The organism is Streptomyces sp. NPDC058697 (genome assembly GCF_042715345.1).
In the GTDB taxonomy this organism is placed as follows: Bacteria; Actinomycetota; Actinomycetes; order Streptomycetales; family Streptomycetaceae; genus Streptomyces; species Streptomyces liliifuscus.
Genome location: NZ_JBHXSU010000026.1, coordinates 25,553 through 50,505 on the forward strand (window position 1 = coordinate 25,553; position 24,953 = coordinate 50,505).

General features: G+C 70.3%; 19 protein-coding genes. 14 read left to right on the forward strand and 5 right to left on the reverse strand.

Features of this window, described 5'->3' with window-relative positions; translation table 11 throughout:
- The first annotated feature begins 246 nt into the window (after positions 1 to 246).
- Complete coding sequence (locus ACFWXQ_RS38500) at positions 247 to 1,035, forward strand: VOC family protein (protein WP_383947110.1); 789 nt, start codon at positions 247 to 249, stop codon at positions 1,033 to 1,035.
- Between the two features lie 303 nt (positions 1,036 to 1,338).
- The gene (locus ACFWXQ_RS38505; protein ID WP_383947107.1) at positions 1,339 to 2,565 is read left to right on the forward strand and encodes a glycoside hydrolase family 64 protein; all 1,227 of its coding nucleotides are present in this window, start codon (positions 1,339 to 1,341) and stop codon (positions 2,563 to 2,565) included.
- A gap of 145 nt (positions 2,566 to 2,710) precedes the next feature.
- On the opposite strand, the gene ACFWXQ_RS38510 is transcribed toward ACFWXQ_RS38505, so the two are convergent.
- Both ACFWXQ_RS38510 and ACFWXQ_RS38515 read right to left on the reverse strand, forming a co-directional pair.
- Positions 2,711 to 3,757, reverse strand: a complete 1,047-nt coding sequence (locus ACFWXQ_RS38510) for a LacI family DNA-binding transcriptional regulator (protein WP_383952149.1) — start codon at positions 3,755 to 3,757, stop codon at positions 2,711 to 2,713.
- Positions 3,758 to 3,942: 185 nt separating this feature from the next.
- A complete protein-coding gene (locus ACFWXQ_RS38515) occupies positions 3,943 to 4,902 on the reverse strand; it encodes a multicopper oxidase domain-containing protein (RefSeq protein ID WP_383952172.1) in 960 nt (319 codons plus the stop codon).
- Positions 4,903 to 5,215: 313 nt separating this feature from the next.
- On the opposite strand from ACFWXQ_RS38515, the gene ACFWXQ_RS38520 reads away from it, so the two are divergent.
- Together ACFWXQ_RS38520 and ACFWXQ_RS38525 are read left to right on the forward strand one after the other, a co-directional pair.
- A complete protein-coding gene (locus ACFWXQ_RS38520) occupies positions 5,216 to 7,645 on the forward strand; it encodes a ThuA domain-containing protein (RefSeq protein WP_383952174.1) in 2,430 nt (809 codons plus the stop codon).
- Between the two features lie 14 nt (positions 7,646 to 7,659).
- Positions 7,660 to 9,879: an OmpL47-type beta-barrel domain-containing protein gene (locus ACFWXQ_RS38525; protein WP_383952151.1), complete on the forward strand. Its 2,220-nt coding sequence runs from the start codon at positions 7,660 to 7,662 to the stop codon at positions 9,877 to 9,879.
- Here the strand turns inward: ACFWXQ_RS38525 and ligD are convergent.
- Positions 9,866 to 10,894: a non-homologous end-joining DNA ligase gene (gene ligD / locus ACFWXQ_RS38530; RefSeq protein ID WP_383952153.1), complete on the reverse strand. Its 1,029-nt coding sequence runs from the start codon at positions 10,892 to 10,894 to the stop codon at positions 9,866 to 9,868. The two genes, ACFWXQ_RS38525 and ligD, sit on opposite strands and share 14 nt — an antisense overlap.
- Positions 10,895 to 11,248: 354 nt before the next feature.
- Here ligD and ACFWXQ_RS38535 point away from each other — a divergent pair, with 354 nt between their 5' ends.
- The 3 genes from ACFWXQ_RS38535 (at position 11,249) to ACFWXQ_RS38545 (ending at position 14,627) form a co-directional block, all read left to right on the forward strand.
- Positions 11,249 to 12,220: an SGNH/GDSL hydrolase family protein gene (locus tag ACFWXQ_RS38535; protein ID WP_383952155.1), complete on the forward strand. Its 972-nt coding sequence runs from the start codon at positions 11,249 to 11,251 to the stop codon at positions 12,218 to 12,220.
- Positions 12,221 to 12,368: 148 nt separating this feature from the next.
- Positions 12,369 to 13,439, forward strand: a complete 1,071-nt coding sequence (locus tag ACFWXQ_RS38540) for an ATP-dependent DNA ligase (RefSeq protein WP_383952156.1) — start codon at positions 12,369 to 12,371, stop codon at positions 13,437 to 13,439.
- Positions 13,440 to 13,640: 201 nt separating this feature from the next.
- Positions 13,641 to 14,627 carry a DUF3048 domain-containing protein gene (locus ACFWXQ_RS38545; RefSeq protein ID WP_383952158.1) on the forward strand — a complete coding sequence of 329 codons (987 nt, stop codon included), beginning with the start codon at positions 13,641 to 13,643 and terminating at the stop codon, positions 14,625 to 14,627.
- A gap of 3 nt (positions 14,628 to 14,630) precedes the next feature.
- Here the strand turns inward: ACFWXQ_RS38545 and ACFWXQ_RS38550 are convergent, their stop codons facing one another.
- Positions 14,631 to 15,104 (reverse strand): MarR family winged helix-turn-helix transcriptional regulator, encoded by a 474-nt coding sequence (locus tag ACFWXQ_RS38550; protein ID WP_383952160.1) that lies wholly within the window; start codon positions 15,102 to 15,104, stop codon positions 14,631 to 14,633.
- 204 nt (positions 15,105 to 15,308) lie between these two features.
- On the opposite strand from ACFWXQ_RS38550, the gene ACFWXQ_RS38555 reads away from it, so the two are divergent.
- The 7 genes from ACFWXQ_RS38555 to pcaD all read left to right on the forward strand — a co-directional run bounded on the left by ACFWXQ_RS38555 (position 15,309) and on the right by pcaD (position 21,998).
- On the forward strand, positions 15,309 to 16,091 hold the full coding sequence (locus ACFWXQ_RS38555; RefSeq protein WP_383952162.1) for a CoA transferase subunit A: 783 nt from the start codon (positions 15,309 to 15,311) through the stop codon (positions 16,089 to 16,091).
- Positions 16,091 to 16,762, forward strand: a complete 672-nt coding sequence (locus ACFWXQ_RS38560) for a CoA transferase subunit B (protein WP_383952164.1) — start codon at positions 16,091 to 16,093, stop codon at positions 16,760 to 16,762. Before ACFWXQ_RS38555 ends, ACFWXQ_RS38560 begins: the two co-directional genes overlap by 1 nt.
- Entirely contained in the window at positions 16,759 to 17,961 is a 1,203-nt protein-coding gene (locus ACFWXQ_RS38565; RefSeq protein WP_383952166.1) for a thiolase family protein, read from the forward strand. Before ACFWXQ_RS38560 ends, ACFWXQ_RS38565 begins: the two co-directional genes overlap by 4 nt.
- A gap of 8 nt (positions 17,962 to 17,969) precedes the next feature.
- Positions 17,970 to 18,740: a protocatechuate 3,4-dioxygenase subunit beta gene (gene pcaH / locus ACFWXQ_RS38570; protein ID WP_383386148.1), complete on the forward strand. Its 771-nt coding sequence runs from the start codon at positions 17,970 to 17,972 to the stop codon at positions 18,738 to 18,740.
- A 2-nt stretch (positions 18,741 to 18,742) separates the two neighbouring features.
- Positions 18,743 to 19,306, forward strand: coding sequence for a protocatechuate 3,4-dioxygenase subunit alpha (gene pcaG, locus ACFWXQ_RS38575; RefSeq protein WP_383952168.1), 564 nt, complete (start codon positions 18,743 to 18,745; stop codon positions 19,304 to 19,306).
- Positions 19,307 to 19,536: 230 nt separating this feature from the next.
- Positions 19,537 to 20,850, forward strand: coding sequence for a 3-carboxy-cis,cis-muconate cycloisomerase (gene pcaB / locus ACFWXQ_RS38580; protein ID WP_383954712.1), 1,314 nt, complete (start codon positions 19,537 to 19,539; stop codon positions 20,848 to 20,850).
- A complete protein-coding gene (gene pcaD, locus ACFWXQ_RS38585; protein WP_383954710.1) occupies positions 20,847 to 21,998 on the forward strand; it encodes a 3-oxoadipate enol-lactonase in 1,152 nt (383 codons plus the stop codon). Before pcaB ends, pcaD begins: the two co-directional genes overlap by 4 nt.
- Positions 21,999 to 22,059: 61 nt before the next feature.
- Here the strand turns inward: pcaD and ACFWXQ_RS38590 are convergent, their stop codons facing one another.
- Positions 22,060 to 24,750 (reverse strand): ATP-binding protein, encoded by a 2,691-nt coding sequence (locus tag ACFWXQ_RS38590; RefSeq protein ID WP_383954708.1) that lies wholly within the window; start codon positions 24,748 to 24,750, stop codon positions 22,060 to 22,062.
- Between the last annotated feature and the right edge of the window lie 203 nt (positions 24,751 to 24,953).

Below are 24,953 nucleotides of genomic sequence, written 5' to 3' on the forward strand. Positions count from 1 at the left end.
GTGCCGCCGCGAGCAACCCGATGGCACGGCGGCGCGCCCGCCAGGGGCGCGGGGAACTGCGCGACAAGCCACGACGCACCCGCACACACCCACAACCACGAGCACCCAACCACACACAGGGAGCACCTAACTACCAAGGGCAACCACACACCCCGCCAAGCCCAGCGGCAGCGCTCCGGCAGCGATTGTCAGCGCGCGATGCAAGACTCGGGGTGCAGGCAACGGGACCCCTCAAAGGAGGGCAACATGCTCACCACCCGTTTCGTCACCGGCGCCCCGAACTGGGTCGATCTCGGCACGAGCGACATCGACGGCGCCACATCCTTCTACAACGGCCTCTTCGGCTGGGACTTCCGGTCGGCGGGACCGGAGTCCGGCGGTTACGGCTTCTTCCAACTGGCAGGGAAGACCGCCGCCGGCGGCATGCAGACCTCTCCCGAGCAGGGCCCGCCGTCCTGGAACGTGTTCTTCCAGACACCGGACGCCGACGCCACCGCCCAGGCCGTCGAGCGGACCGGCGGCAAAGTACTCATGGCTCCCGACGACGTGATGAAGGAGGGCCGGCTGGCCGTCTTCAGCGACAAGGCGGGCGTCTCCTTCGGCGTCTGGCAGCCGGGCCAGCTGCGCGGCATCGACATCGCGGGCGACCCGGGCTCCTTGTGCTGGGTCGAGCTCTACACACCGGACATCGCCGCGGCGGCCGCGTTCTACTACTCCGTACTGGGCATGGAGACCGCTGCCGTGCCGTTCCCCGGTGGCACGTACACCAGCCTGAACCCCGCGGAGGGCGGCGAGGACTCCATGTTCGGCGGTGTCGTCCCGCTGGCCGACGACCCGACGGAGCGGGAGGCGGGCGCCTACTGGCTGCCCTACTTCGAAGTCACGGACACCGATGCCGTGGTCGCCAAGGCCAAGGAGTTGGGCGGCAAGGTCCGGATGCCCGCCACGTCCGTGGAAGGCGTCGGCCGTGTGGCCAAGCTCGCCGACCCGTACGGCGCACGCTTCGCGGTGATCAAGAGCGAGCCGCAGAGCTGACCACACGACCGCTGACCGCACGCTGACGACAAGGCAGACAGCAAGGCAGGCACCAGGACAGACATCAGGGCAGCCAGCAGAGCGGATGGTGGCCGGGTCCCCTCGATCGGGACTCGGCCACCAGGCCGTCAACTTCGCCGTCAACTCGCCGTCAACTTCTGAACGCAAGCAGATTTCGAGAGCGCTCTCAGTCATAACCCTTGACGCCCCAACTCCCCCTGGGAACAGTGGTGCACCGCAGGGCGTCGACCCCCCACAGGTCGGCCCGTCCCCCTGCCTCCCCCCACACCCCAGGAGACTTCCGTGATCTCACGCAGAACGTTCCTGTCCGGAGCCGCGGCCGTCGGAGCCACCGCAAGCTACCCCGTCTGGGGAAGCGCTCTCAGCCCCACCGCCGAGGCGGCCCCCGCCACGTGTGAACTCGCCCTCAAGAACGCCTCGTTGCCGGGCACGGTCCGCGCGTATGTCACCGGGCACGAGCAGTCGACGGGCAACTGGCTGCTGCTGCGGGCCGACGGCAGCGTCTACCGGCCCACCTCGCCCTCGGCGCCGCAGACCCCGCTGCCCGTCGACTGCGCCATTCCGCTGGGCGCCGCCGGCTCGGCCCCGAAGGTCCTGACACTGCCTCAGATGTTCGGTGCCCGCGTCTACTTCGTCCGGGACAGCACGCTCAACTTCTTCCTCAACCCGGGCCCCGCGCTCGTGGAGCCCGCGTTCGCCACGCCCGGCGACTCGAACTACGGCAAGACCTGGTCGTTCTGCGAGTTCACGTTCAACACCCAGCAGCTGTACGCCAACATCAGTTACGTCGACCTGGTCACCGCCCTCCCCATCGGGCTGACCCTGGAGGGCGACGCCACGCACACGGTCGCGCCCCTGCCCAACGGCGCGGTCGACAGGATCGCCTCGGACCTCACGGCACAGGCGGCCAGGGACGGCCAGCCCTGGGACAAGCTGGTGATCCGCGGCGACGGCGGCTCCGTACTGCGCGTGATCTCGCCGCAGAACCTGATGGCCCCGTACTTCGACCGGCCCGCCGAGATGCCGTTCCGCGACCTCTGGAACAGCTACATCGACGAGGTGTGGGCGAAATACCGCTCGACCGACCTCAAGATCGACCTCCAGGGCGGCCGGGGCACGCTCACCGGCCGGGTCAGCGGTGACACGCTCACCTTCGCGGGCGGCCACACCTTCGCCAAGCCCACGTCGAAGGACATCTTCACCTGCAACCACGGGCCGTTCACCAACAACCCGGGCGACTCCGACGACAAGAAGGCCCTCCTCGCCCGCCTCGCCGCCGGCTTCAACCGCTCGATCATGCTCACCCACCCCACCCAGCCCAACGGCACGACCACGGCCGACTACTACAAGGGCTCGGCCGTCAACCACTGGTCGCGTGTCGTCCACGCCAACTCGCCCATCGGCTACGCCTTCCCGTACGACGACGTACGCCCCGACGGCCAGCCCGACGTATCGGGCGCCGCCCACGACGGCAACCCACGCCGCTTCACGGTGACGGTCGGGTCGTAGGCGCGTAGGCGCTCCGCTGGAGTGTGGTGATTCATCTGCGGGTGCGTCGTGGCTGGTCGCGCAGTTCCCCGCGCCCCTGAAAGACGGGGCTGCGCCCCTGTCTTTCATCTTTTAGGGGCGCGGGGAACTGCGCGAGCAACCCCCACTACGCAGAGGCCCGCCGAACCAATGTCGTAGGCAGCACGACACTGGACGGCGCCCCCGCCAACCCGCCGGAGGCCGACGCCGAGGCGGTCCGGTCCAGCCCCCGCAACAGCAACCGTGCCATCAGCCGACCCATCTCCTCGATGTCCTGCCGGACCGTCGTGAGCGGTGGGTCGGCCTGCTCGGTGAACGGCAGCATGTCGTCGAAGCCGACCACGGCGACATCCTCGGGCACCCGCCGCCCCCGCTCACGCAGGACGCGCATGGCGCCCACCGCCGTGAGGTCGTTGGCGGCGAACACCGCGTCCAGGTCGGGGCAGCGGTCGAGGAGTTCCCGCATCGCACGCTCACCGCCGCCCGGGGTGAAGTCGCCCTCGGCGATCAGCCTCGGATCGGCGTCCACCATCACGTCCCGGAACCCGTCGAGCCGGTCGACCGCCGAGGTCTGGTCGAGGGCGCCGGTGATGTGGGCGATGTTCCGGCGGCCCAGCCCGACAAGATGACGTACGGCCTCGCGGGCGCCGCCCCGGTTGTCGCAGTCGACGTACACCGCGCCGCGCGAACCGTCGATCCAGCCGGGCCGCCCGCCGTACACCGTCGGCACCCCGTGGATGAGGCCGGGCAGCGGGTCGTCGAGGTGCAGCGAGAAGACGAGCGCGCCGTCGACATGGCCGCCGGCGAGATAGCGGCCCACGCGCGCGTGGTCGGCGCGTCCCTCCGTGAGCAGCAGCACGAGCTGTGAGTCGTGAGCCGTCAGTTCTTTGCTGATGCCCCGGAGCTGAAGTGCGAAGAAGGGGTCGGCGAAGACCTTGGTCTCCGGTTCGGCGATCACCACGGCGACGGCGTCGTGCCGCCGCGTCACGAGGCTGCGCGCGGCCTGGTTGGGCACGTAACCGAGTTCCTCGACGGCCTGCCTGACCCGCTCGACCAAGGGCTCCCGCACACCGTCACCGCCGTTGACGACACGCGACACGGTGGCCCGGGACACTCCGGCCCTGGCGGCCACGGCCTCCAGTGTCGGGCGGGGCTCTGTCGACTGCTCGGTCACCTCGGGGCTCCTCAGGGCGGCGTTTGCGGATCAGGATAGCCGCCGTACGACACACCATTGAGAGCGCTCCCTGTTCGAATGGTCGAATATGTAGCGCCCCAGAGGGACGCGAGGAACCGCGCGACCAGCCACATCGAACCCGCCCGCATCGAACCCGCAGACACCAATCAGCCCCCGCGGAGCTGTCAGTGCTCGTGCGGCTCGTACCCCGGGATCGTCCCGTCCGTCTTCTTCACCAGGAACAGGCCCGCCATCCCCATGTCGGAGTGGCTCTGGACATGGCAGTGGTACATCCACGCCCCGGCTCCGACGCCCTCCCCCGCGATCACCTGGAAACCGAACGAGTCGGCGGGCCCCACGATCTTGTTGTCGATGACCTGGCTCGGGTCGTCGGGGCCGGTCAGCAGCCCGGTGCGGTTGTCCGCCCAGCGGTGACCGTGCACATGGAACGTGTGGTAGTACTCGCCGTGCGTGATCATCACGAACTCGACGCGATCGCCCACCGTGGCCTCGAAGTTGGGGCTCTGATGGCCGGGCTTGTTGTTGATCGTCATGTCGTTGAAGACGATCGTGTGCGTCTTGTCGGGGAGGATGTCTCCCTTGCGGCGGACGATCACAGGACCGTAGAGGCCTTTGCGGAGGCCGCCCGTGCCGTGCTCGGTGCCGACGACGTGGTCGTGGTAGTGCCAGTAACCGGCGCTGCCCGCCCGCCAGGTGCCGTCCTTGCGGCGACCGGGGGCGTGGGTGCGCCAGGTGTACGTACGGGTGTCGCCCGGTTCGACCTGGGACCTGCTCAGCTTCGTGCCGTCGCTGGAGATCTCGTAGTCCAGGCCGTGGACGTGCAGACTCGCCGCCACGTCCATCGTGTTCTCGACCTCGATGTGGGCGGTGTCGCCCTCGTTGAGTTCGATGAGCGGGCCGGGGATCGAGGCCTTGCCCTTCTCGAAGCCGTAACCCATCGATCCGTCGGCGAGCTTCTCGATGTAGAGCTTGAGGTGCTTCACCTCGCCGCCCGCGGGCGCGGTCCGGACGGGACTGTCCGCGGAGGTCGCGTCCTGCGCCGCCACGAGCGACAACGATGTCGCGACCGTGGCCACCGCGGCCCCGCCCAGCACCATCCGCCGGCTGAGACCGCGTCTGTCCATGTCGTCCGTGGTGCCCATGCCGAACTCCCCCAACTTGGTGCGGAATCAACGGAATTGACGGAATTGAAGGACCGAGTGACAGAGACGAACCCGGGAGACGGTAGTGGCATCGCGCCCGTTTATCCACACCCAGGACAAAGTTCGTGCGATCCCGGTCATACCTATTGGCGAGTTCCGCGAAAAGGTCTAGCTTCCATGGCGCTGTTGCTGTGACCGAGGAGGGGTGGGTGACCACATGCGGTTCACACCGCATCAAAAGCCCTTGACCGTACGAGGGTTGAGCAGAGGTAGACGGAGAGGCTGGGCGGCCGCGCTGGCCGCCGGAGTCGTCACCGCGGGCGTCCTCTCGGGGCCGGCCGCGAGCGCGCGCCAGGCGCCCGACCCGGCGCTGACAACGATGTCGATCAAGTCGCCGCCCGGCGGCGCCAACGTACGTGTGCTGATCTTCCACGGATCCGCGGCGAACGGCGAGGAGTCGCCCGTCGTCAACGCCGGGATCGAGGCGATCGAGGACATCGGTCTGACGGGGCCGGCGGCCGGGCGGTTCAGCGTGACGGCCACGGACGACGCCTCGGTCTTCACCAACGACACGAAGCTCAGCCGCTTCAACGCCGTCGTCTTCCTGACCGGCGGCGGAGACATCCTCGAACCGGAGCAGGAGTCCGGCCTTGAGGCGTACATGGAGGCGGGCGGCGGTTTCCTCGGCGTCCATGACGCCGCCCGGGCCGAGCCCTACTCGGACTGGTTCACGGGACTCGTCGGCGCCCGTCCGGCGGCCGGCAGCCCAACCGCCGTACAGCGCGCGACCGTTGAGGTCGGCGACCGCCAGCACCCGGCCACCAAGGACCTTCCGCTCCAGTGGAAGCGCCCCGACCAGTGGCTGAACTGGGTCAAGAACCCGTCCGGCGACGTGCACACCGTGGCCCGCGTCCGCGAGTCGACGTACCAGCCGGGCGACAGCAAGAACGGCGCGGACCACCCGGTGTCCTGGTGCCGCGACTACGACGGCGGCCGCTCGTTCTACACCGGCATGGGCGGCACGGTCTCCTCGTACGACGAGACGGAGTTCCGCGCCCATCTGCGCGGGGCGCTGAACTGGACGACCCGTATCGCGCAGGCCGACTGCAAGGCCACGATCAACGCCAACTACAAGGCGGAGCGCCTGACCCAGCCCAATCAGCCGGGCCAGAACGACCAGATCGGCGAGCCGCACGGCCTGGTCACCGCGCCCGACGGCCGGGTGTTCTACATCGGCCGGGGCGGCGCCGACTCCTCGCAGCCCGTCGTGACGGACTGGAACAACCCGGACATCGGCAAGGGCAAGGGCGAGATCCACGTCTACGACCCGAAGACCAAGAAGGTCACGCAGGCCGGCGCGCTCACCGTCTTCGGCAACAAGGGCGGCGGCGACGAGCTCATCAAGGTCGAAGAGGGCCTGCTGGGCATCGAGTTGGACCCGCGGTTCGAGGAGAACGGCTGGGTGTACCTGCACTACACGCCGCACTCCCGGATCAACCGCGACACGCGGATGGCCGAGCGGTACGTGTCCCGCTTCACGTTCAACTCGACCACGAGCAAGCTGGATATGAGCAGCGAGAAGGTCCTGCTGAAGTGGCCCGTCCAGATCCACAGCTGCTGCCACTCGGGCGGCGGCATGGCGTGGGACTCGAAGGGCAACCTCTACATCGCGACCGGCGACAACAACTCCAGTGGCTTCAGCGGCGGTTACTCGGGCAACAACCCGCAGCCGAACTACAAGGGCGTCTCGTTCGCGGACGCGCGCCGCACCGCGGGCAACACCAACAACCTCAACGGCAAGATCCTGCGCATCCACCCGGAGCAGGACGGCACGTACACCCTGCCCGAGGGGAACCTCTTCACGGGCAAGGAGACCGCCGAGGGCGGCGGCAAGACGCGTGGCGAGATCTATGTGATGGGTGTCAGGAACCCGGCGCGCATCTCGATCGACAAGAAGACCGACACCCTGTACGCGGGCTGGGTCGGCCCGGACGCCGGGTCGCCCTCGACGACCTGGGGACCGGCGAAGTACGACACGTTCGCCGCGATCACCAAGCCAGGCAACCACGGCTGGCCGTACTGCATGGGCAACAAGCAGCCCTACCGGGACCGCAATCTGCCCGACCCCAACCAGCCGCTCGGCTGGTACAACTGCGACGCGCCGAAGAACGAGTCGCCCAACAACGACGGCCTCGTCAACCTTCCGCCGGTCACCTCCAACACCATCTGGTACTCCCCCCAGGGCGGCGCCCCGGACTACCCGCGGGACGCGAACGGCATCCCGACGTACAAGACGGAGGACCAGAAGTTCCTGCTGCCGTGGCTGAAGGGCGGCGGCCAGGCGGCCATGGACGGGCCGGTCTACCGGTACGACGCCACGACCGCGAGTGACGCGAAGTGGCCCTCGTACTGGGACGGCAAGTGGTTCGTCGGCGACTTCTACGACGCCGACCAGCCGCGGCACGCGGTGCTGCTCGATCCCAAGACGGCCGGGCAGGGCGGCATTCCGGTGCACGCCGAGTCGCTGAAGAAGATCATCCCCATCGGCAACGACGGCATCAAGAACCTCATGGACTGGAAGTTCGGCCCCGACGGCACGCTGTACGTCCTCGACTACGGGCGCGGCTTCTTCACGTCGGACTCCAAGTCCGCGCTGTGGCAGGTGACGTACAAGGGCGGTGGCCCCACGCCTGCCGCCGATCAGCTGGCCAGGGAGGCGCAGTGACAAGCGTGACGGGCATGCGAAGGCGAAGAACTGGACGGCTGTGGACGGCACTTGTGGCGTCGCTGCTGATGGTGCTCGGGCTCGCCTCCACCTCGGCGTCCGGCCAGACCGACGGCGCTCCGGCGGGCGCGGCGGCGGCCGCGCAGACACTCACGTGGACGGCCGGCGACGACATCACCAAGTACGCGTCCGCGCCCACCACGGCGGTCGCGGGCCCCACGACGATCGTCTTCGAGAACAGCAAGGCGACCGGCAACACCACCGGTATGCCGCACACGTTGACGTTCGACGTGTCCGACCCGGAGTACCAGAACGACGTACCGCTGAACATCCTGGCCAGCCCGAACGACGACCAGGGAGGCAAGTACACGGCCGAGGTGACACTCACTCCCGGCCGGTACCGCTACTTCTGCACCATCCCCGGCCACGGCCAGATGCAGGGCATCCTCTTGGTCACCGAGGGCACCGGCGAGGACACCACGGCGCCGGAAACCGCGGCGGACGTGAGCGGTACGCAGAACGCGGACGGCGCGTACGTCGGTTCGGCGACCGTGACGCTCAGCGCGACGGACGCCGGTTCGGGCGTGGAGCGGATCGAGTACGCGCTCGGTGACGCGGGTGCCTGGCAGCCGTACACCACGCCGGTGGTGGTCGATCAGGTCGGCGCCCACAAGGTCCGCTACCGGGCGCTCGACAAGGCCGGGAACATGGCCGCCGAGAAGGCGGAGTCGTTCACGGTGGTGGCCAAGCCGACGGACGACACCACTCCCCCGGAGACGTCGGCCTCCGTGACCGGCCAGCAGAACCCGCAAGGGGAGTACCTCTCCATGGCGACCATCACGGTGACGGCCTCCGACACCGGTTCCGGCGTCAACACCATCGAGTACGCGCTCGGTGACGCGGGTGCCTGGCAGCCGTACACCGCCCCGGTCATGGTCCACGAGGTGGGCACCCACAAGGTGCGCTTCCGGGCCACGGACAAGGCGGGCAACGCGGCGGCCGAGAAGTCCGTCTCGTTCACCGTCGTCACGCCGCCCGCCGAGGACAAGACTCCCCCGGTGACCGGTGTGAGCGTGGACGGCACGAAGAACTCGTCCGGGGCGTACATCAACAGCGCCAAGGTGACGGTGACGGCCACGGACGAGCACCACGGTTCGGGCATTGCCGCGATCGAGTACTCGCTGGACGGCGGCCCGTACCTCGCCTACACCGCCCCCGTGGTGGTCGACCGCGTGGGCGCGCACACGGTGGCGTACCGCGCGCGTGACAAGGCGGGCAACACCTCGGACGCCCGGACCGTGAGCTTCACGGTCGCCCCGGGCGGCGGTGTGCCGGCGCCCAACTGTGCCGAGTACGACGAGCGGTTGACGGTCATCGTTGGCACGATCGACTCGGGCGTGCCGAACCGGATCACCAACAGCCGTTGCCGCATCAACGAGTTGATCGAGGACGAGAAGGAGTGGACGTCCCACGCGCTGTTCCTCAAGCACGTGACGACGGTCCTGGACGCCCTCCTCAAGGATGGTGTCGTCGTCCAGCGCGAGTACAACCTGATCAACAAGGCGGCCAAGCAGTCGGGCATCGGCAAGCCCGGACAGACCGAGGGCTACCGGACGATCCTCGACGGTACGCCGGCGTCGTTCGCCAAGTGGCAGCACGTGGGCGGCGGTTCGTTCGGCCTGAACGCAGACGGGACCATCACCTCGGGCACGACGAGGGCCGGGCTCGGCATGCTGTGGTTCCCCGAGCGCAAGTACGGGGACTTCTCGCTGAAGCTCCAGTGGCGTGACGACGCGCCGGGCACGGGCAACGCCAACTCCGGTGTGTTCGTGCGGTTCCCGGGGGTCCACGGTCATCCGGAGGAGTCCCGGCCCGAGTGGGTCGCCATCAAGTACGGGCACGAGGTCCAGGTGTTCGACAGTCCGACCGGCGACATGTACAAGACCGGTTCCCTCTACGGCTTCGACCGCGTGGGTCTGGCCGGGGCCGGTGTCACCCAGAAGGGAACCTGGAACGACTACGAGATCCGTGTGGTGGACCAGCACTACTCGATCTACCGCAACGGTGTGCTGATCAACGAGTTCGACAACACCGGTGGCCAGGACTTCACCCCGCCGCGCTCGGACGACCCGGGCACGGACGGGCGACGGTTCGCCTCCGGCTATCTCGGACTGCAGGTGCACGGCACGACGGATGTCGTCTCGTACCGGGACATCCGGATCAAGGAGCTGTAGGGCCGTCCTCCTTCTTGGCCCTGCTCGGCTGTACCCGCTTCGGTTCGCCCGGCATCTTCGGGTACTCGGGCGGGTACGGCAGATCGCCCAGTCCGTGGTCGTGTTCGTCACGGCTGGCGAGTTCGAGCAGGGCTTCGAGGGAGTAGGCGTGCTCGTCCATGTCCGCGTGCACATCGCCGAGTTGGGCGAAGCGCGCGGGCATGGTCGCGAGATCGAAGTCACGGGGTACGGCGTCGGGGACCTCGTCCCAGGTGAGGGGCGCCGACACCGGGGCGTGCGGGCGGGGGCGTACGGAGTAGGCGGAGGCGATCGTGCGGTCACGGGCCGTCTGGTTGTAGTCGACGAAGATCTTCTCGCCCCGCTCCTCCTTCCACCAGGCCGTGGTCACCTGCTCCGGCATCCGCCGCTCCAGCTCACGGCCGACCGCGATCGCGGCCCGGCGGACCTGGGTGAAGGTCCAGCGAGGCTCGATCGGCACGAAGACGTGCAGACCGCGGCCTCCGGATGTCTTGGGAAAGCCACGCAGATCCCCGTACTCGTGAAGCACTTCGCGCAGTTCGTGGGCGGCGCGGACGGCGTCGTGGTAGTCGGTGCCCGGCTGAGGGTCGAGGTCGATGCGCAGTTCATCGGGGCTGTCGACGTCATCACGGCGTACCGGCCACGGGTGGAAGGTCAGCGTGCCGTACTGGGCGGCCCACAGCACCGCGGCGACCTCGGTGGGGCACATCTCGTCGGCGCTGCGTCCGCTGGGGAAGGTGATGTGCGCGGTGGGGATCCAGTCGGGCATGTTCTTCGGCGCCCGCTTCTGGAAGAACGACTCGCCGGTCACCCCGTCCGGATACCGCTCCAGGGTCGTGGGCCGGTTCCGCAGCGCGCGCAGAATGCCGGGGCCGACAGCGATGTAGTACTCGGCGAGGTCCCGCTTGGTGAACCCGCGCTCCGGAAAGAAGACCTTGCCCGGACTGGACAGCCGCACCTTCCGCCCCGCCGCCTCCAGCTCCACCGCATCTCCCATGCGAGCCACGGTAGGCGCACCGGGCGCGCCTCGCATGCTCGGGTGCATGCCCCGGGCGGGACTGCGGGACTGTCCGTGATGACGAATGAGACAGGCGGCGAGGGGCGGCGGGCGGACCGAAGTGATCGTCGGCCGGTCGAGGTCGCTCCGTGAGCCACGGATACCGTGCAGGTCCGGTCAAGCATCGGAAGCAGACGGCCAGAATGGCGAACCGAGCCTTCCAGAACATGTCCGCCACGAGCGGTGTGCACCCACAGACTCCACTGAATGTGACTGTCCGCATCGGATCTAGTGCTCTGAGTAACGAGCCTCATAGGGTCAAAGCGTCGTCAACGCCGTATCCCTGGAGGATTCGTGGCAAGCTTTCGCACTCGACTGGCCCTGCTCGGCTCGGCCGCGGCTCTCACCGCGGGTGCCCTCGCTCCCGCACAACTCGTCGGGGCGCAACCCGCCGCCGCGGCGGAGTACGACTGGGTCGCGCTGGGCGACTCGTACACCGCCGGAGTCATTCCGGCCGCCGGTGACATCTTCGAATACCCCCGTGACGGCTGCGAGCGCACCGACCGGTCCTACCCGCAGGTCATCGACAGGGACTTGGGCTCGCTGATCGAGCTGACCAACGTCAGCTGCGGCGCCGCCACGATCGAGGACGTCACCTTCCGGGCCCAGGAGCCGATCGGACGCAACGTGCCGGGCTTCCCCGAGGACCCGGACTACCCCTTCCCCCCTGTGCCTCCCCAGTCCGAGGCGGTCAGGGCCGGCACCGACGTGATCACCGTCGGCGTGGGCGGCAACACCCTCGGGTTCGCCGACATCCTCTTCAAGTGCCTGGACCTGGGCTCGGGCAGCGGTGGCGTGGGCACACCGTGCAGGGACGCCCTGGCCGACGACATCCCCGCCAAGCTGACCAAGGTGAGCAGCGACCACGACCAGATGCTCGCCAAGCTCCACGAGCGGGCCCCGCACGCCAAGATCCTGGCCGTCGGCTACCCCACGGTCATCCCCGAGGACACCTCCAAGTGCCGGTACAACGACGTGAAGCACTTCTACTCGATCACTCCGGGCGACCTGGACTGGCTCCGCCAGGACGTCCTGGAACCCCTCAACAAGGCCATCGAGAAGTCGGCGGAAGCCAACGACGCCGCAAGCTTCGTCAACCTCTACGACTCCACCCGGAACCACAGCGTCTGTGACGCCGGCCAGTGGGTCGAGGGCATCCTCGACTCCGACGACCGGCCGGCCCTCGTGCACCCCAACGCCAGGGGCCACCGCAACGCGGCCGATCACGTCACATCGGCGATCCTGAACGCCATCGCCCCGAACTGACCCGCACACGGCGCCCCCTCGGTCTCGTAACGCGTTGCCTCCGGCCTTCCGGCGCGGAGGCAACGCGCTGATCACGCCGGACGGCAGAAGGAGGCTCGTGTGTAGCGCCCGCCAGGCGGACACCATTCGCGGCTCATAGAGTCGGAACATGGATCTGCCGGTGATGCCGCCCGTGAAGCCCATGCTCGCCAAGTCCGTCGTGAAGATTCCGCCGGACATGCACTACGAGGCGAAGTGGGACGGCTTCCGGGCGATCGTCTTCCGGGACGGGGATGAGATCGAGATCGGCAGTCGCAGTACGAAGTCGCTGGTCAGGTACTTTCCCGAGCTGGTGGAGGCGCTGCGGGAGCGGCTGCCGAAGCGTTGTGTGGTGGACGGTGAGATCGTGATCGCGCGCGAGGGGCGGCTCGACTTCGACGCGCTGACCGAGCGCATCCACCCGGCGGCCTCCCGGGTGAAGACGCTCTCCGAGCGGAATCCGGCGTCGTTCGTGGCGTTCGACCTGCTCGCGCTCGCCGACGAGTCGCTGCTGGACGTTCCGCTGACTGACCGCCGGGCGCTGCTGGTGGCGGCGCTGTCCGGTGCCACGGCTCCGGTCCATGTGGCGCCGGCGACGACGGACATCGAGGTGGCGCAGCGGTGGTTCGAGCAGTACGAGGGGGCGGGCCTCGACGGAGTGGTCGCCAAGCCGCTCGCGCTGCCCTACCGGCAGGACGAACGTCTGATGTACAAGATCAAGCACGAGCGCACAGCCGATGTGGTCGTCGCGGGCTACCGGCTCCACAAGAGCGGGCCGGTCGTCGGTTCGCTGCTGCTCGGGCTGTACGACGCCCATGGCGCGTTGCAGCACGTGGGGGTGTGCGCGGCGTTCACGATGAAGCGGCGTGAGGAACTGATCGCGGAGCTGGAGCCGCTGCGGATGGAGTCGGCCGCCGGGCATCCGTGGGCTGCGTGGACGGAGGACGCGGCGCACGAGTCCGCACGGATGCCGGGTGCGCCCAGCCGGTGGACGGGCAAGAAGGACCTCTCCTGGCTGCCGCTGCGGCCGGAGCTGGTGTGCGAGGTGGCGTACGAGCACATGGAGAACGGCGAGCGCTTCCGGCACACGGCCCGTTTCCGCCGCTGGCGGCCGGACCGTACGCCCGAGAGCTGCACCTACGCCCAGCTGGAGGAGCCGGTCGGCTACGACCTGGCGGACATCCTGGGGCCGCGGGACTGACCGGCGCCGACCGGACGGCAGTGGGCGGGGCCCAGACGGGTACCCGGACGGTGTCCGCCGGGCCCCTCGGCAGATACCGATCGGTCATCAACTCGGGCTGATCGGCCGATCGACGCGCGCAATCAGAATCGAGCGGGTAAGGCCATCAATGAACTTATAGGCACACAATCATCAATACGAGAATTGGTGGCAACGGTGGGCATGGGACGCATGGCGCGCAGGCGGCGCCGCACGATGACGGCGGCACTGCTGGCTGCCGCGGTGGCCGCCGCCCTGGCGTCGGGCTGCACGACAGCGGGCGGTCGGCTCGACGACGGGCGCGGAAACGTCCCCGACAGCACGGACAGCGGCAGCCCGGAGAGCTCGGAACCCCGCGCCCCCTCACCACTCGCCGTGAAGATCGACAACGTCTCCGCCGCCCGGCCACAGACGGGCCTGGACGCCGCGGACATCGTGTACGCGGAGCAGGTGGAGGGCGGTCTCAGCCGGCTGATGGCCGTGTACGCGACGAAGCTGCCGAAGGCCATCGGCCCGGTGCGCAGCGCCCGCGAGTCCGATCTGGAGCTGCTGCGCCAGTTCAACGAGCCGACGCTGGCCTTCTCGGGGGCGCAGGGCAAGCTGATGCCGCTGATCGACAGGGCGCCACTGCGTGCGGTGTCCCCGGAGGACGACGAGGGGGCGTACTACCGGGGGTCGGACAAGGCCGTGCCGCACAACCTCTATCTGCGTCCGGAGCGGCTCCTGAAGTCCGTGCCCGGAGCGGACGCGCTGACGACGGGGTTCCGGTACGGGGCGGCGCCCGCGGGCGGCAAGGCCGAGAGCACGCGTACGGTCCGTTTCCCGGCCGCCCGTTTCACCTTCGACTGGGCGCAGGACCGGCAGCGCTGGCTGGTGTCGATGGACGGCAGTCCGACGGTCACGACCGACGGCAAGCGGGTGGCCGCCTCGACGGTCGTCGTGCAGTACGTGAACGTCCGGAAGTCCACGTTCCGCGACTTCCTCGGCAACAACACGCCGTACACGAACACCGTGGGCTCGGGAACGGCGAAGGTTTTGCGCGACGGCAAGGTCTTCGACGCCGGATGGAAGCGTCCGGCGGCCGAGGACGGCACGGAGTTCACGACGACGGACGGCAGTCCCCTGAACTTCGCGGAGGGCCAGGTCTGGGTGGTGTTCGCGAAGGCCTGAGCCTCAGTTCTGCGTGACGAGGGGCGCCACCGGGGCTCCGGGGTTGCGCAGTCCCTCCGCCGCGTCCGACACCCGCTGGAGCAGATCGAAGAACACGGTCTGCTCCTCGCTGGAGAGCGGTGCCAGGAAGACCTGGTTCATCCGAGCCGTCCGCACTGTCAGCTTCCGGTGGACGCGCACGCCCTCGTCGGTGAGGCGGAGCAGGAAGCGCCGGCCGTCCTGGGGATCGCGGACCTTGTCGAGGAGTCCGCGCCGCCCGAGCCGGCTGATGACCTCGGCGATGGTGGACCGGTCGAGCCCGACCCGCTCCCCCACCGAGCGCTGGTCGAGCCCCGGTTCGGCGACGAGCGCGTTCAGGACCGCGAACTGGGGTGAGGTGATCTCCTCGGAGACCATGGTGTTCCAGAGCAGGTGATGCGCCTGCTGCAGTCGCCGGGCCAGGTGCCCGGGGTGGGCGGAGAGGTCCACCGCGGCCATGTGCCCTCCTTGTTCGTTGGTGCACTGAACGATACCGGGCGTCCGCCCTCCTTGTCCCGCCGTACGCCGAGACGCTGAACCGTGGATTCCCTTGAGGTCTTGACTGTCTGGGGTTCGAATGGCAGCGTGTTTGAAACCTCGAAGAAATACTCAGTGCCCTGACTAATTTGGCCGCTGACGCTCGGCAGAGAAGAGGCTTCGCAGATGGACAAGGTGGTCGCCACAGCCGCCGAGGCAGTGGCCGATGTGCCCGACGGCGCGACCCTGGCGGTCGGCGGTTTCGGGCTCAGCGGTGTGCCGAACGTGCTGATCGAGGCGCTGTACGAGCGCGGGGTCTCCGGCCTGGGCGTGGTCTCGAACAACTGCGGGGCGATGGAGTCGGGCCTGGCGGTGCTGCTGGCGGCGGGGCGGATCGCCCGGGTGACCGGCTCCTACATCGGGGCGAACAAGGAGTTCGCGCGGCAGTATCTGGCCGGTGAGCTGGAGGTGGAGATGATCCCGCAGGGCACGCTGGCCGAGCGGCTGCGGGCCGGTGGGGCCGGTATCCCCGCCTTCTACACCCCCGCCGGTGTCGGCACGCAGGTCGCGGACGGCGGGCTGCCCTGGCGCTACGACGGCAGCGGCGGGGTCGCGCTCGCCTCGCCGCCGAAGGAGGTGCGGGAGTTCGACGGTACGGAGTACGTGCTGGAGCACGGGATCCGCACCGACTTCGCGCTCGTACGGGCCGCGAAGGGCGACCGGCACGGGAACCTCGTCTTCAACAAGTCGTCCCGGAACTTCAACCCGCTGGCCGCGATGGCCGGGCGGCTGACGATCGCCGAGGTGGAGGAGCTGGTGGAACCGGGTGAGATCGACCCGGACGCCGTGCATCTGCCGGGCATCTTCGTGCAGCGGGTCCTCGCGCTCACGCCCGAGCAGGCGAACGCCAAGCTGATCGAGAAGCGGACGGTCTCGGCGCCCGCCGCAGAGGGAACGGTGAGTGCGTGATGGCCTGGAGCAGGGAAGAGATGGCCGGCCGCGCCGCGCGCGAGCTTCGGGACGGCCAGTACGTGAACCTCGGCATCGGTCTGCCGACGCTGATCCCCAACTATCTCCCGCCGGGTGTGGAGGTGATCCTGGAGTCGGAGAACGGGATCCTGGGCACCGGCCCGTATCCGACCGAGGACCAGGTCGACCCGGACCTGATCAACGCGGGCAAGGAGACCGTCACCGTGCTGCCGGGCGCCTCCTACTTCGACTCGTCGCTCTCCTTCGGGATGATCCGCGGCGGGCACATCGACGTCGCCGTGCTGGGCGCCATGCAGGTCTCCGCGGGCGGGGACCTGGCCAACTGGGCCATCCCCGGCAAGATGATCACCGGGATCGGCGGGGCGATGGACCTCGTCCACGGTGCCCGTACGGTCATCGTGGTGATGACCCACACCGCCAAAGACGGCTCGCCGAAGATCCTTCAGGAGTGCGCGCTGCCGCTGACCGGCAAGGCGTGCGTCAACCGGGTCATCACCGACCTCGGCGTCCTGGACGTCACCGACGACGGGCTCGTGCTCGTCGAGACCGCGCCCGGTGTCACCGTCCAGGAGGTCGTGGCGAAGACCGCCGCGAAGGTCCGTATCGCCGACGAGCTCACTGCCGGGCTCACCGAGGAGATCCAGTCGTGAAGGACGTCTACATCGTCGACGCGGTGCGCACCCCGTTCGGCAAGTACAGCGGGTCGCTGGCCTCCGTGCGCCCGGACGACCTGGCCGCGCACGCCATCCGTGAACTCCTCGCCCGTACACCGGAGTTGGATCCGTCCCGGATCGAGGACGTGTACTTCGGCAACGCCAACGGCGCCGGCGAGGAGAACCGCAACGTCGCCCGCATGGCCGGACTGCTGGCCGGGCTGCCCACCTCCGTACCCGGGGTGACGGTCAACCGGCTCTGCGCCTCCGGTCTCGAAGCGGTCATCCAGGCCGCCCGTGCCATCGCGGTCGGTGACGCGTCGATCGCCCTGGCAGGCGGCGTGGAGTCGATGACCCGCGCCCCCTACGTGCTGCCCAAGAACGACAAGCCCTTCCCCGCCGGGCACACAGAGCTGTACTCGACCACCCTCGGCTGGCGGATGACGAATCCGAAGATGGACCCGCAGTGGACCATCCCGCTCGGCGAGTCGGCCGAACTCATCGCCGACAAGCACAAGATCAGCCGGGAGCAGCAGGACGAGTACGCCCTCGGCAGCCACCAGAAGGCCGCCCAGGCCCAGGCGGACGGCCTGTTCGGCGCCGAACTCGCGCCGGTGCCGGTCCCGCAGCGCAAGGGCGACCCACTGGTCTTCGGCGCCGACGAGTGCGTACGGGCCTCGACGTCCCTGGATGCGATGGCCAAGCTCAAGCCGTCCTTCCGCACCGAGCACGGCACTGTCACCGCGGGGAACGCCTCGCCGCTCAACGACGGCGCCGCCGCCCTGCTCCTGGTCGACGAGGAGGGCCTGCGCGCCACCGGCCGCGAGCCCCTCGCGCGGGTGTCGGCGACCGGTGTCTCCGCGCTCGACCCGCACTACTTCGGACTCGCCCCCGTCGAGGCCGTCAACCGTGCGCTCGCCAAGGCGGGCAAGGGATTTGACGATCTGTCAACTCTCGAACTGAACGAGGCGTTCGCCGCGCAGGTCCTGGGCTGTGTCGCCGAATGGCCCGAGTTCGACCCGGCGGTCCTCAACCCGCAGGGCGGTGCCATCGCGCTCGGCCACCCGCTGGGCGCGTCCGGCGCCCGTCTCGCCGGGACCGTGGCGCACCAGCTCGCCCGCAAGGGCACCGGGGTCGGCGTCGCCACCCTCTGCATCGGCGTCGGCCAGGGCCTCGCCCTCGTACTGGAGCGTTAGGAACTCTCATGGCTCTCACCCAGTCGGACATCGACACCGAGATCAAGGATCTCCAGGACGCGTACGACAAGGCGGTCGCGGGCGGCGCCCCGGTCCTGCACCACCCACGGCGCGACTACGCCCCGTACCGCAGCTCGCTCCTGCGCCACCCCAAGCAGCCGCTGGTCGCCGTGAGCGGCGGGGACCCGGAGGCCGTCGAGCTGTCCGGGCCGGTGTTCGGGGTCACCGACATCACCGAGCACGACAGCGATCTGACCCTCCAGCACCGAGGTGAGCCGATAGGCGAGCGCATGACCGTCTCGGGCCGGCTCCTCGACCGCGACGGCCGTCCCGTGCGCGGCCAGCTCGTCGAGATCTGGCAGGCCAACGCCGCCGGCCGTTACGCCCATCTGCGCGAGCAGCACCCGGCGCCGCACGACCCCAACTTCACCGGTGTGGGGCGGACCCTGACGGACGATCAGGGACGGTACTCGTTCACCACGATCAAGCCGGGCCCATACCCGTGGGGCAACCACACCAACGCGTGGCGGCCCGCGCACATCCACTTCTCGGTGTTCGGCACGGCGTTCACCCAGCGGCTCGTGACGCAGATGTACTTCCCGAGCGACCCGCTGTTCCGGTACGACCCGATCCTCCAGTCCGTGACGGACGAGGCGGCCCGGAACCGGCTGATCGCCGCCTACGACCACGACCTCTCGCGGCCCGAGTTCTCGATGGGCTACGCATGGGACATCGTCCTCGACGGTCCCTCCGCCACCTGGATCGAGGAAGGCCGTTGACCATGGCCGAGCGACTGCTCCCCACCCCGTCCCACACCATCGGCCCGTTCTACGGGCACGCGCTCCCCTTTCCGGGCGGCGCCGAGGTGGCACCGCAGGGCCACTCCGACGCGATCACCCTGCACGGGTACGTGTTCGACGGCGCGGGCACGCCGATCCCCGACGCCCTGCTGGACTTCTGGCAGGCGGCACCCGACGGCTCGCTGAAGGGCGCGCCCGGCTCGATGCGGCGCGACCCGGCGACGGGCGGGTTCGTGGGCCGCGACGGCGTCGACTTCACGGGTTACGGGCGGGTCCCCACGGACGCCGACGGGCACTACGCGCTCCACACGCTGGCGCCGGGCAATGCCGGGCTGCCGTACATCAGCGTGTGCGTGTTCGCGCGGGGTCTGACGCACCACCTCTTCACCCGCGCGTACCTCGCCGACGGGGCGGACCCGCTGCTCGACTCGCTGCCGGCCGAGCGGCGCGCCACGCTGATCGCGGCCGGGGGCGCGAACCGGACGTACCGTTTCGACATCCGCCTTCAGGGCGAAGGCGAAACGGTCTTCCTGGAGTTCCAGTGACAGCTGCCGCCCCTGACGATCCGGCCGGTTCGAGCGATCCCGCCGGTTCCGGCGTTCCCCGCGGTCCCGGCGGCTCCGTCGGTTCTGGCGGTTCTGGCGGCTCCGGCGGCTCCGGCGGCTCCGGCGGCTCCGGCGGCTCCGGCGGCTCCGGCGGCTCCGGCGGCTCCGGCGGCTCCGGCGGCTCCAACGATCCCGGCGGTCCCAGCGGCCCCGGCGGTTCCGACGCCGGTCTGCTCGCGCCCGGTCGTGCGGGCTCGCCCGCCGAGTCCTCGACCGGCGACCGGGCCTTCCTTCAGGCACTGCTCGACGCGGAGGCGGCACTCAGCCGCGCGCAGGCCTCGCTCGGCCTCGCCCCTGCGGAGGCCGCCGCCGCGGTCACCGCCGCGGCCGACGCGGCGCGCTTCGACGTCCGCGATCTGGCGCTCCGCGCGCGGAGCGGTGGCAATCCGGTGATCCCGCTGGTCGCGGACCTGACGGCGGCCGTGGCGGCGGTCGACACCGAGCACGCCCCCTACGTCCACCGGGGCGCGACCAGCCAGGACATCATGGACACGGCCACCATGCTGGTCGCCGCCCGGACACTGGACCTGGTCCTGGCGGACCTGGCCCGTACGGAGCGTGCGCTGGCGCGGCTCGCGCGGGAGCACCGGGACACGGTCATGCCGGGCCGCACCCTCACCCAGCACGCCGTGCCGACCACCTTCGGGCTGAAGGCGGCCGGCTGGCGCTCGCTGGTGCTGGACGCCAGGGACCGCGTGCAGGCCGTACGGGACGGACTCCCGGCCCAACTCGGCGGCGCGGCGGGCACGTTGGCGGCCTTCACCGCGTACGGAACTCCGGACACGGGTGCACTCGTCGAGGCGTACGCCCGTGAACTGGGCCTCGCCGCACCGCTGTTGCCCTGGCACACCCTCCGCACACCTGTCGCCGACCTCGCGGGAGCGCTCGCGTTCACCGCGGGCGCCCTCGGCAAGGCGGCCACCGACGTGCTCACCCTCGCCCGTACGGAGATCCGTGAGCTGAGCGAGGGCACGGGCGGCGGTTCGTCGGCCATGCCGCACAAGGCGAACCCCGTCCGCGCCACGCTCGTCGCCGCAGCAGCCCGTCGAGCACCGCACCTCGCCGCGACGCTGTACGGGTCCCTCGCCGCCGAGGACGAGCGGCCCGCCGGTGCCTGGCACGCCGAGTGGGAGCCCCTGCGCGACCTGCTGCGGCTGGTCGGCGGGGCCGCGCGTGACGCGGCCGAGCTGACCGAGGGGCTGCGGGTCCACGCGGACGCGATGCGCGCCCATCTGGACCTCACCCACGGCCTGATCGTCTCCGAGCGGCTGTCCGCCGAGCTCGCGCCGGTGCTCGGGCGGGCCCGCGCCAAGGAACTGCTCACGCGCGCCGCGCGGCGGGCCACCGCCGAGGACCGGCCACTCATCGAACTCCTCGCCGAGGAGCCCGAGTTGAAGGACCTCGACCTCGTGGCCCTCACCGACCCGACCCAGTACACCGGCTCCGCCGGAACCCTCACCGACCGTGCCCTGGAGCGAAGTTGAGCACCCGACAGCAGTCCCTGTCCGACGGCACGTTGCTCCACCACCGCGCCGAGGGTCCCGCAACCGCTCCCCCGCTTCTCCTGGGCCCGTCCCTCGGCACGTCGACGGCCCTGTGGGACAAGGTCGCACCCGAACTGTCCGTCACCCACCGGGTCGTGCGCTGGGACCTGCCGGGCCACGGCGGCTCCCCCGCCGGTCTGATCGGCCCCGGCGCGACCGTCGCCGACCTCGCCGCGCTGGTGCTCGCGCTCGCCGACTCGCTCGGCCTCGACCGGTTCTCGTACGCCGGTGTGTCGCTCGGCGGCGCGGTGGGGCTGCATCTCGCCGTCCATCACGCCGAGCGGATCGAGCGGCTCGCGGTGATCTGCTCCTCCGCCCACTTCAACGGCTCCAAGGCGTGGGAGGAGCGGGCCGCGCTGGTCCGCGAAGAGGGGCTGGCCGGGCTTGCGGAGGGGGCCGACTCCCGTTGGTTCACACCCGGTTTCACCGTTCCGGAGCTGGTCGAGGACCACCGGACCGCGGATCCGGACGCGTACGCCGCCTGCTGCGACGCGCTCGCGGCCTTCGACATCCGGGAGCGGCTGCCGCAGATCGGCGCGCCGACGCTGCTCGTCGCCGGGCGTGAGGATCCCGCGACGCCGCCCGCGCATCTGCGCGAGATCGCCGACGCGGTGCCCGGTGCCGCGCTCGTCGAGATCCCGGGGGCCTCGCACCTCGCGCCCGCGCAGTGTCCGGAGGCCGTACTCACCGCCCTGCGCGCACACTTCGACGGCGGGGCCAGGCGGGGCATGGAGGTGCGCCGCCAGGTGCTCGGCGACACGCACGTCGACCGTGCGCAGGCCCGGCAGTCGGAGTTCACGGCGCGGTTCCAGGACTTCATCTCGCGCTACGCGTGGGGCGAGATCTGGACCGATCCGACGCTGGCGCGCCGCGAGCGCAGCATGATCACGCTGACCGCGCTGGTGGCGCACGGCCACTACGACGAGCTGGCGATGCACGTTCGCGCCGCCCGCCGCAACGGGCTCACCCCGGAGGAGATCGGCGCGGTGCTGCTGCAGACCGCCGTGTACTGCGGGGTCCCGGCGGCCAACTCGGCGTTCGCCGTGGCCCAGCGGGTGCTCGCCGAGGAGGACGAGGCGGCCGGCTGACCGGCTGACCGGCGTCCTTGGGCCTGGACGCCGGTTACCGGGCCGCCGTCCCGCCTCTCGGTCACCTGGGCCGGGGCACTCGGCCCGAGTGCAGTGCCAATGCCTCCCGGGCCCTGCTCACCAGGCTGTCCGCGCCGCAGGTCCGTGCCAGTGCCAGACCGCGGGTCAGCTCCGTGACGGAGTGGGAGGCGATGCCGTACTCGACGCGCGCCGCCGCGTGCTCGTAGGCACAGGGGGACGCCTCCAGGTAGGCCACCGCCTGGGCGAGCAGCGTGACCGAGCGCCGACCGGTCTCCAGGGCGGCGGAGCAGCGCAGGGCCTCTCCTATGGCGGAGTCCGTGCCGAAGCGTTCGGCCTGCATGCGGGCGTCGGCCGCCACCTCGGCGGCGCGCCGCGGGTCGGCGACGGCGAGGGTGCGGGCCAGATCTCCGGCCCAGGGCGCCAGCACCGTGTTGTGACCGCCGCGGGCCGCGGACATCTTCTCGGCGGACTCCAGCTCGTTCACGCCCTCCTCCACGCGGCCCGTGGCGATCAGCAGGCGGCCCCTGATCGAGCGGGTGTCCGGCAGGACGATCGTGGACGGGTGGGGCGGTTCGAAGGAGTACCGCTCGGCGATCTCCTCGGCCGCGCCCACATGGCCGCGGGCGAGCAGCGTGTCGATGAGCATGCACGCCGCCGACCAGTGCATGGGCAGACCGCTGCCCACCCGGTCCGCCAGCCGGAGTGCCTCGCGCAGGGACTCCTCGGCGTCCACGAGGCGGCCCCGTCTGCGGAGCACGTATCCGCCGAAAGCGTGCGCTACGGCCAGATGGCCGCCGCTCCACCCGGCGTGCTCGTACGTCCGCTGGGCCTCCGTGAAGAGGCTCTCGGCGCGGTCGAGGCGGTCCGCGAACGCGTAGGAGATGCCGAGCATCATCAGGAGCTCGAAGCTCCACTCGGTGTCGGTCCAGCCGAGGCCCGGCGCGAGGCGGCCGTTGACGAGGGCGCGGTCGCAGTGCTCGACGACCTCCTCGGCGTTCTCCCCGCGGGTCATCGCGTCGAAGGCGCGCAGGATGAGCAGAGCGCGCTCGGAGTTGTCGCGGCCGGTGAGCGGCTTGACGAGCTCGGCGAGGCGGCGGGAGCGGCCCGGCGCGTCCTCCTCGGCGACGTGGACGCCCTCCCACATGTAGTGCACGGCCTGCAGGCGCATACGGGCGGGACCGGGCTGGAGCCGGTCGGCCTCCGCGTCGACCGCGGCGACGGCCTCCTCCGGCTGGTCGTTGTGGATGAGGGCGGAGGAGAGCCGGCAGACCGCGTCGACCCGCAGTTCCTCCTCCAGGCCGTGCAGCGTGAGTGCCTGCCGCAGGTGCCCGATCGTCGTCGCGGGCGAGGTGAGGAGCGTGGCACAGCCCAACTCGTAGAGCACGCGCGCGTGGACCTCCGGAAGCGGCGGTTCCAGCAGGGCGCGCTCCAGACAGCGGCGGGCCGCGTCCGGGGCGCCGACGGCGAGGTGCTCGCGGGCGGCCTCGCGCATCTGCTCGACGAGTTCGGGGTCGTCGTCCGGATGTACCTCGAGGAGGTGGCGGGAGGCCGCGGCGGCACCGAGGCCCGACGCGGTGACGACCGAGGCGGCCACCCCGTGCATCGCGGTGCGCAGCGCGTCCGGGATCGAGCGGTAGACGGCGGTGGCGATGAGCGGGTGGACGAACTCCAGGTCCCCGTCGTCGACTTGACCGGTCGTCCGGTCGGCCTCGGTGAGGATGCGCGCCGCGCCGAGGAGTGCCGCACAGCGCTCCGCCTCGTCCCGCGGCATTCCGGCGAGTTCGGCAGCCAGTTCCAGGGAGATCTGCGTGCCGAGGATGGCCGCCGCCCAGGCGAAGCGGGTGGCGTCCACTCCGAGCCCTTCGAGCCGGTCGACGAGTCCACGGCCGCGGGCCGCGCGATTCAGCGCGCGTAGTTCCGAGGCCGAGTCCTCGACCGGCTCGAAGTCGCTGTCCTGGACCTTGGCGAGGAGCTCCACGGTCTCGTACGGGTTGCCGCCGGTGACGGCCCAGACCTCGCGGCAGAACGGGACGTCGGCGTGCGCGCCGAGCGTGGCGCGGGTGAGTCCGGCCGTGGCGTCCGGGGTCAGCGCGCGCAGGGAGGGCATGGGTCCTGCCAGGGCGCCGATGGCGTCGAGGTGGCGGGCGCTCTCGCCGGTGGCGTCCCCGGGGCGGCGGGCGACCACGACGAGGACGGGCAGGTCGTCGAGGCGCTCCGCGAAGGCGGCGAGCCAGTGCAGGCTCTCCTGGTCGGCCCAGTGCGCGTCGTCGACGAGCAGCACCAGCGGCCACTCGCGCCGGGCGAGCCTGCGCACGGCCGCGACCAGGCCGTCGCACACGCCCTGCGGGTCGGCCTGGCGGTCGCCCGATTCGGCGATCCCGAGGGCGGGTCCCGCGATGTCGTACCAGTCCCCGAAGTACTCACGCGCCTCGTCGGGCATCAGCGCCACGAGCGCGGGCTGCAGCAACTGCCGTACGACGTTGAAGGGAACGGATGTAATGGTCTCGCCGCCGCGTGCCGACCAGACCGTGCATTTGCGTGTCTCCGCGATCCGGCGCGACTCGGCGAGTAGCGCGGTCTTGCCGATGCCCGCCTCTCCGGTGAAGACCAGCAGGCTGCCCGAGGCCGAACCCGCGCACAGCGCGTCGACTGCCTCCGCGACCGCGGCGAGTTCCGCGTCGCGCTCCCAGAGGGGTGCCGAGGCGGCCGTTCCCGGCCGTGCCTCCGTCATCCCGCTACCTCCCCAGGTCGCCCAAACGACGTACAGACCTTGAGCCTAGCCCTCCGGAAGACACGATGGAGCCTGGTCGGGACACCTGCTGCCGCGACGGGTGACGCCGGCGGCGCGAAGACGACGGGCGACACCACCGACCGGCCCGGGTGAAAGTTATTGACAGTCAAAAGCCGTGAACTGAAACTAACTTTCCAACATCG

Coding starts and splice junctions, on each gene's coding strand:
- ACFWXQ_RS38500 (WP_383947110.1), top strand. CDS start 247: ATGCTCACCACCCGTTTCGTCACCGGCGCCCCGAACTGGGTCGATCTC.
- ACFWXQ_RS38515 (WP_383952172.1), bottom strand. CDS start 4,902: ATGGACAGACGCGGTCTCAGCCGGCGGATGGTGCTGGGCGGGGCCGCG.
- ACFWXQ_RS38525 (WP_383952151.1), top strand. CDS start 7,660: ATGCGAAGGCGAAGAACTGGACGGCTGTGGACGGCACTTGTGGCGTCG.
- ligD (WP_383952153.1), bottom strand. CDS start 10,894: ATGGGAGATGCGGTGGAGCTGGAGGCGGCGGGGCGGAAGGTGCGGCTG.
- ACFWXQ_RS38540 (WP_383952156.1), top strand. CDS start 12,369: ATGGATCTGCCGGTGATGCCGCCCGTGAAGCCCATGCTCGCCAAGTCC.
- ACFWXQ_RS38545 (WP_383952158.1), top strand. CDS start 13,641: ATGGGACGCATGGCGCGCAGGCGGCGCCGCACGATGACGGCGGCACTG.
- ACFWXQ_RS38550 (WP_383952160.1), bottom strand. CDS start 15,104: ATGGCCGCGGTGGACCTCTCCGCCCACCCCGGGCACCTGGCCCGGCGA.
- ACFWXQ_RS38555 (WP_383952162.1), top strand. CDS start 15,309: ATGGACAAGGTGGTCGCCACAGCCGCCGAGGCAGTGGCCGATGTGCCC.
- ACFWXQ_RS38560 (WP_383952164.1), top strand. CDS start 16,091: ATGGCCTGGAGCAGGGAAGAGATGGCCGGCCGCGCCGCGCGCGAGCTT.
- pcaH (WP_383386148.1), top strand. CDS start 17,970: ATGGCTCTCACCCAGTCGGACATCGACACCGAGATCAAGGATCTCCAG.
- pcaG (WP_383952168.1), top strand. CDS start 18,743: ATGGCCGAGCGACTGCTCCCCACCCCGTCCCACACCATCGGCCCGTTC.
- ACFWXQ_RS38590 (WP_383954708.1), bottom strand. CDS start 24,750: ATGACGGAGGCACGGCCGGGAACGGCCGCCTCGGCACCCCTCTGGGAG.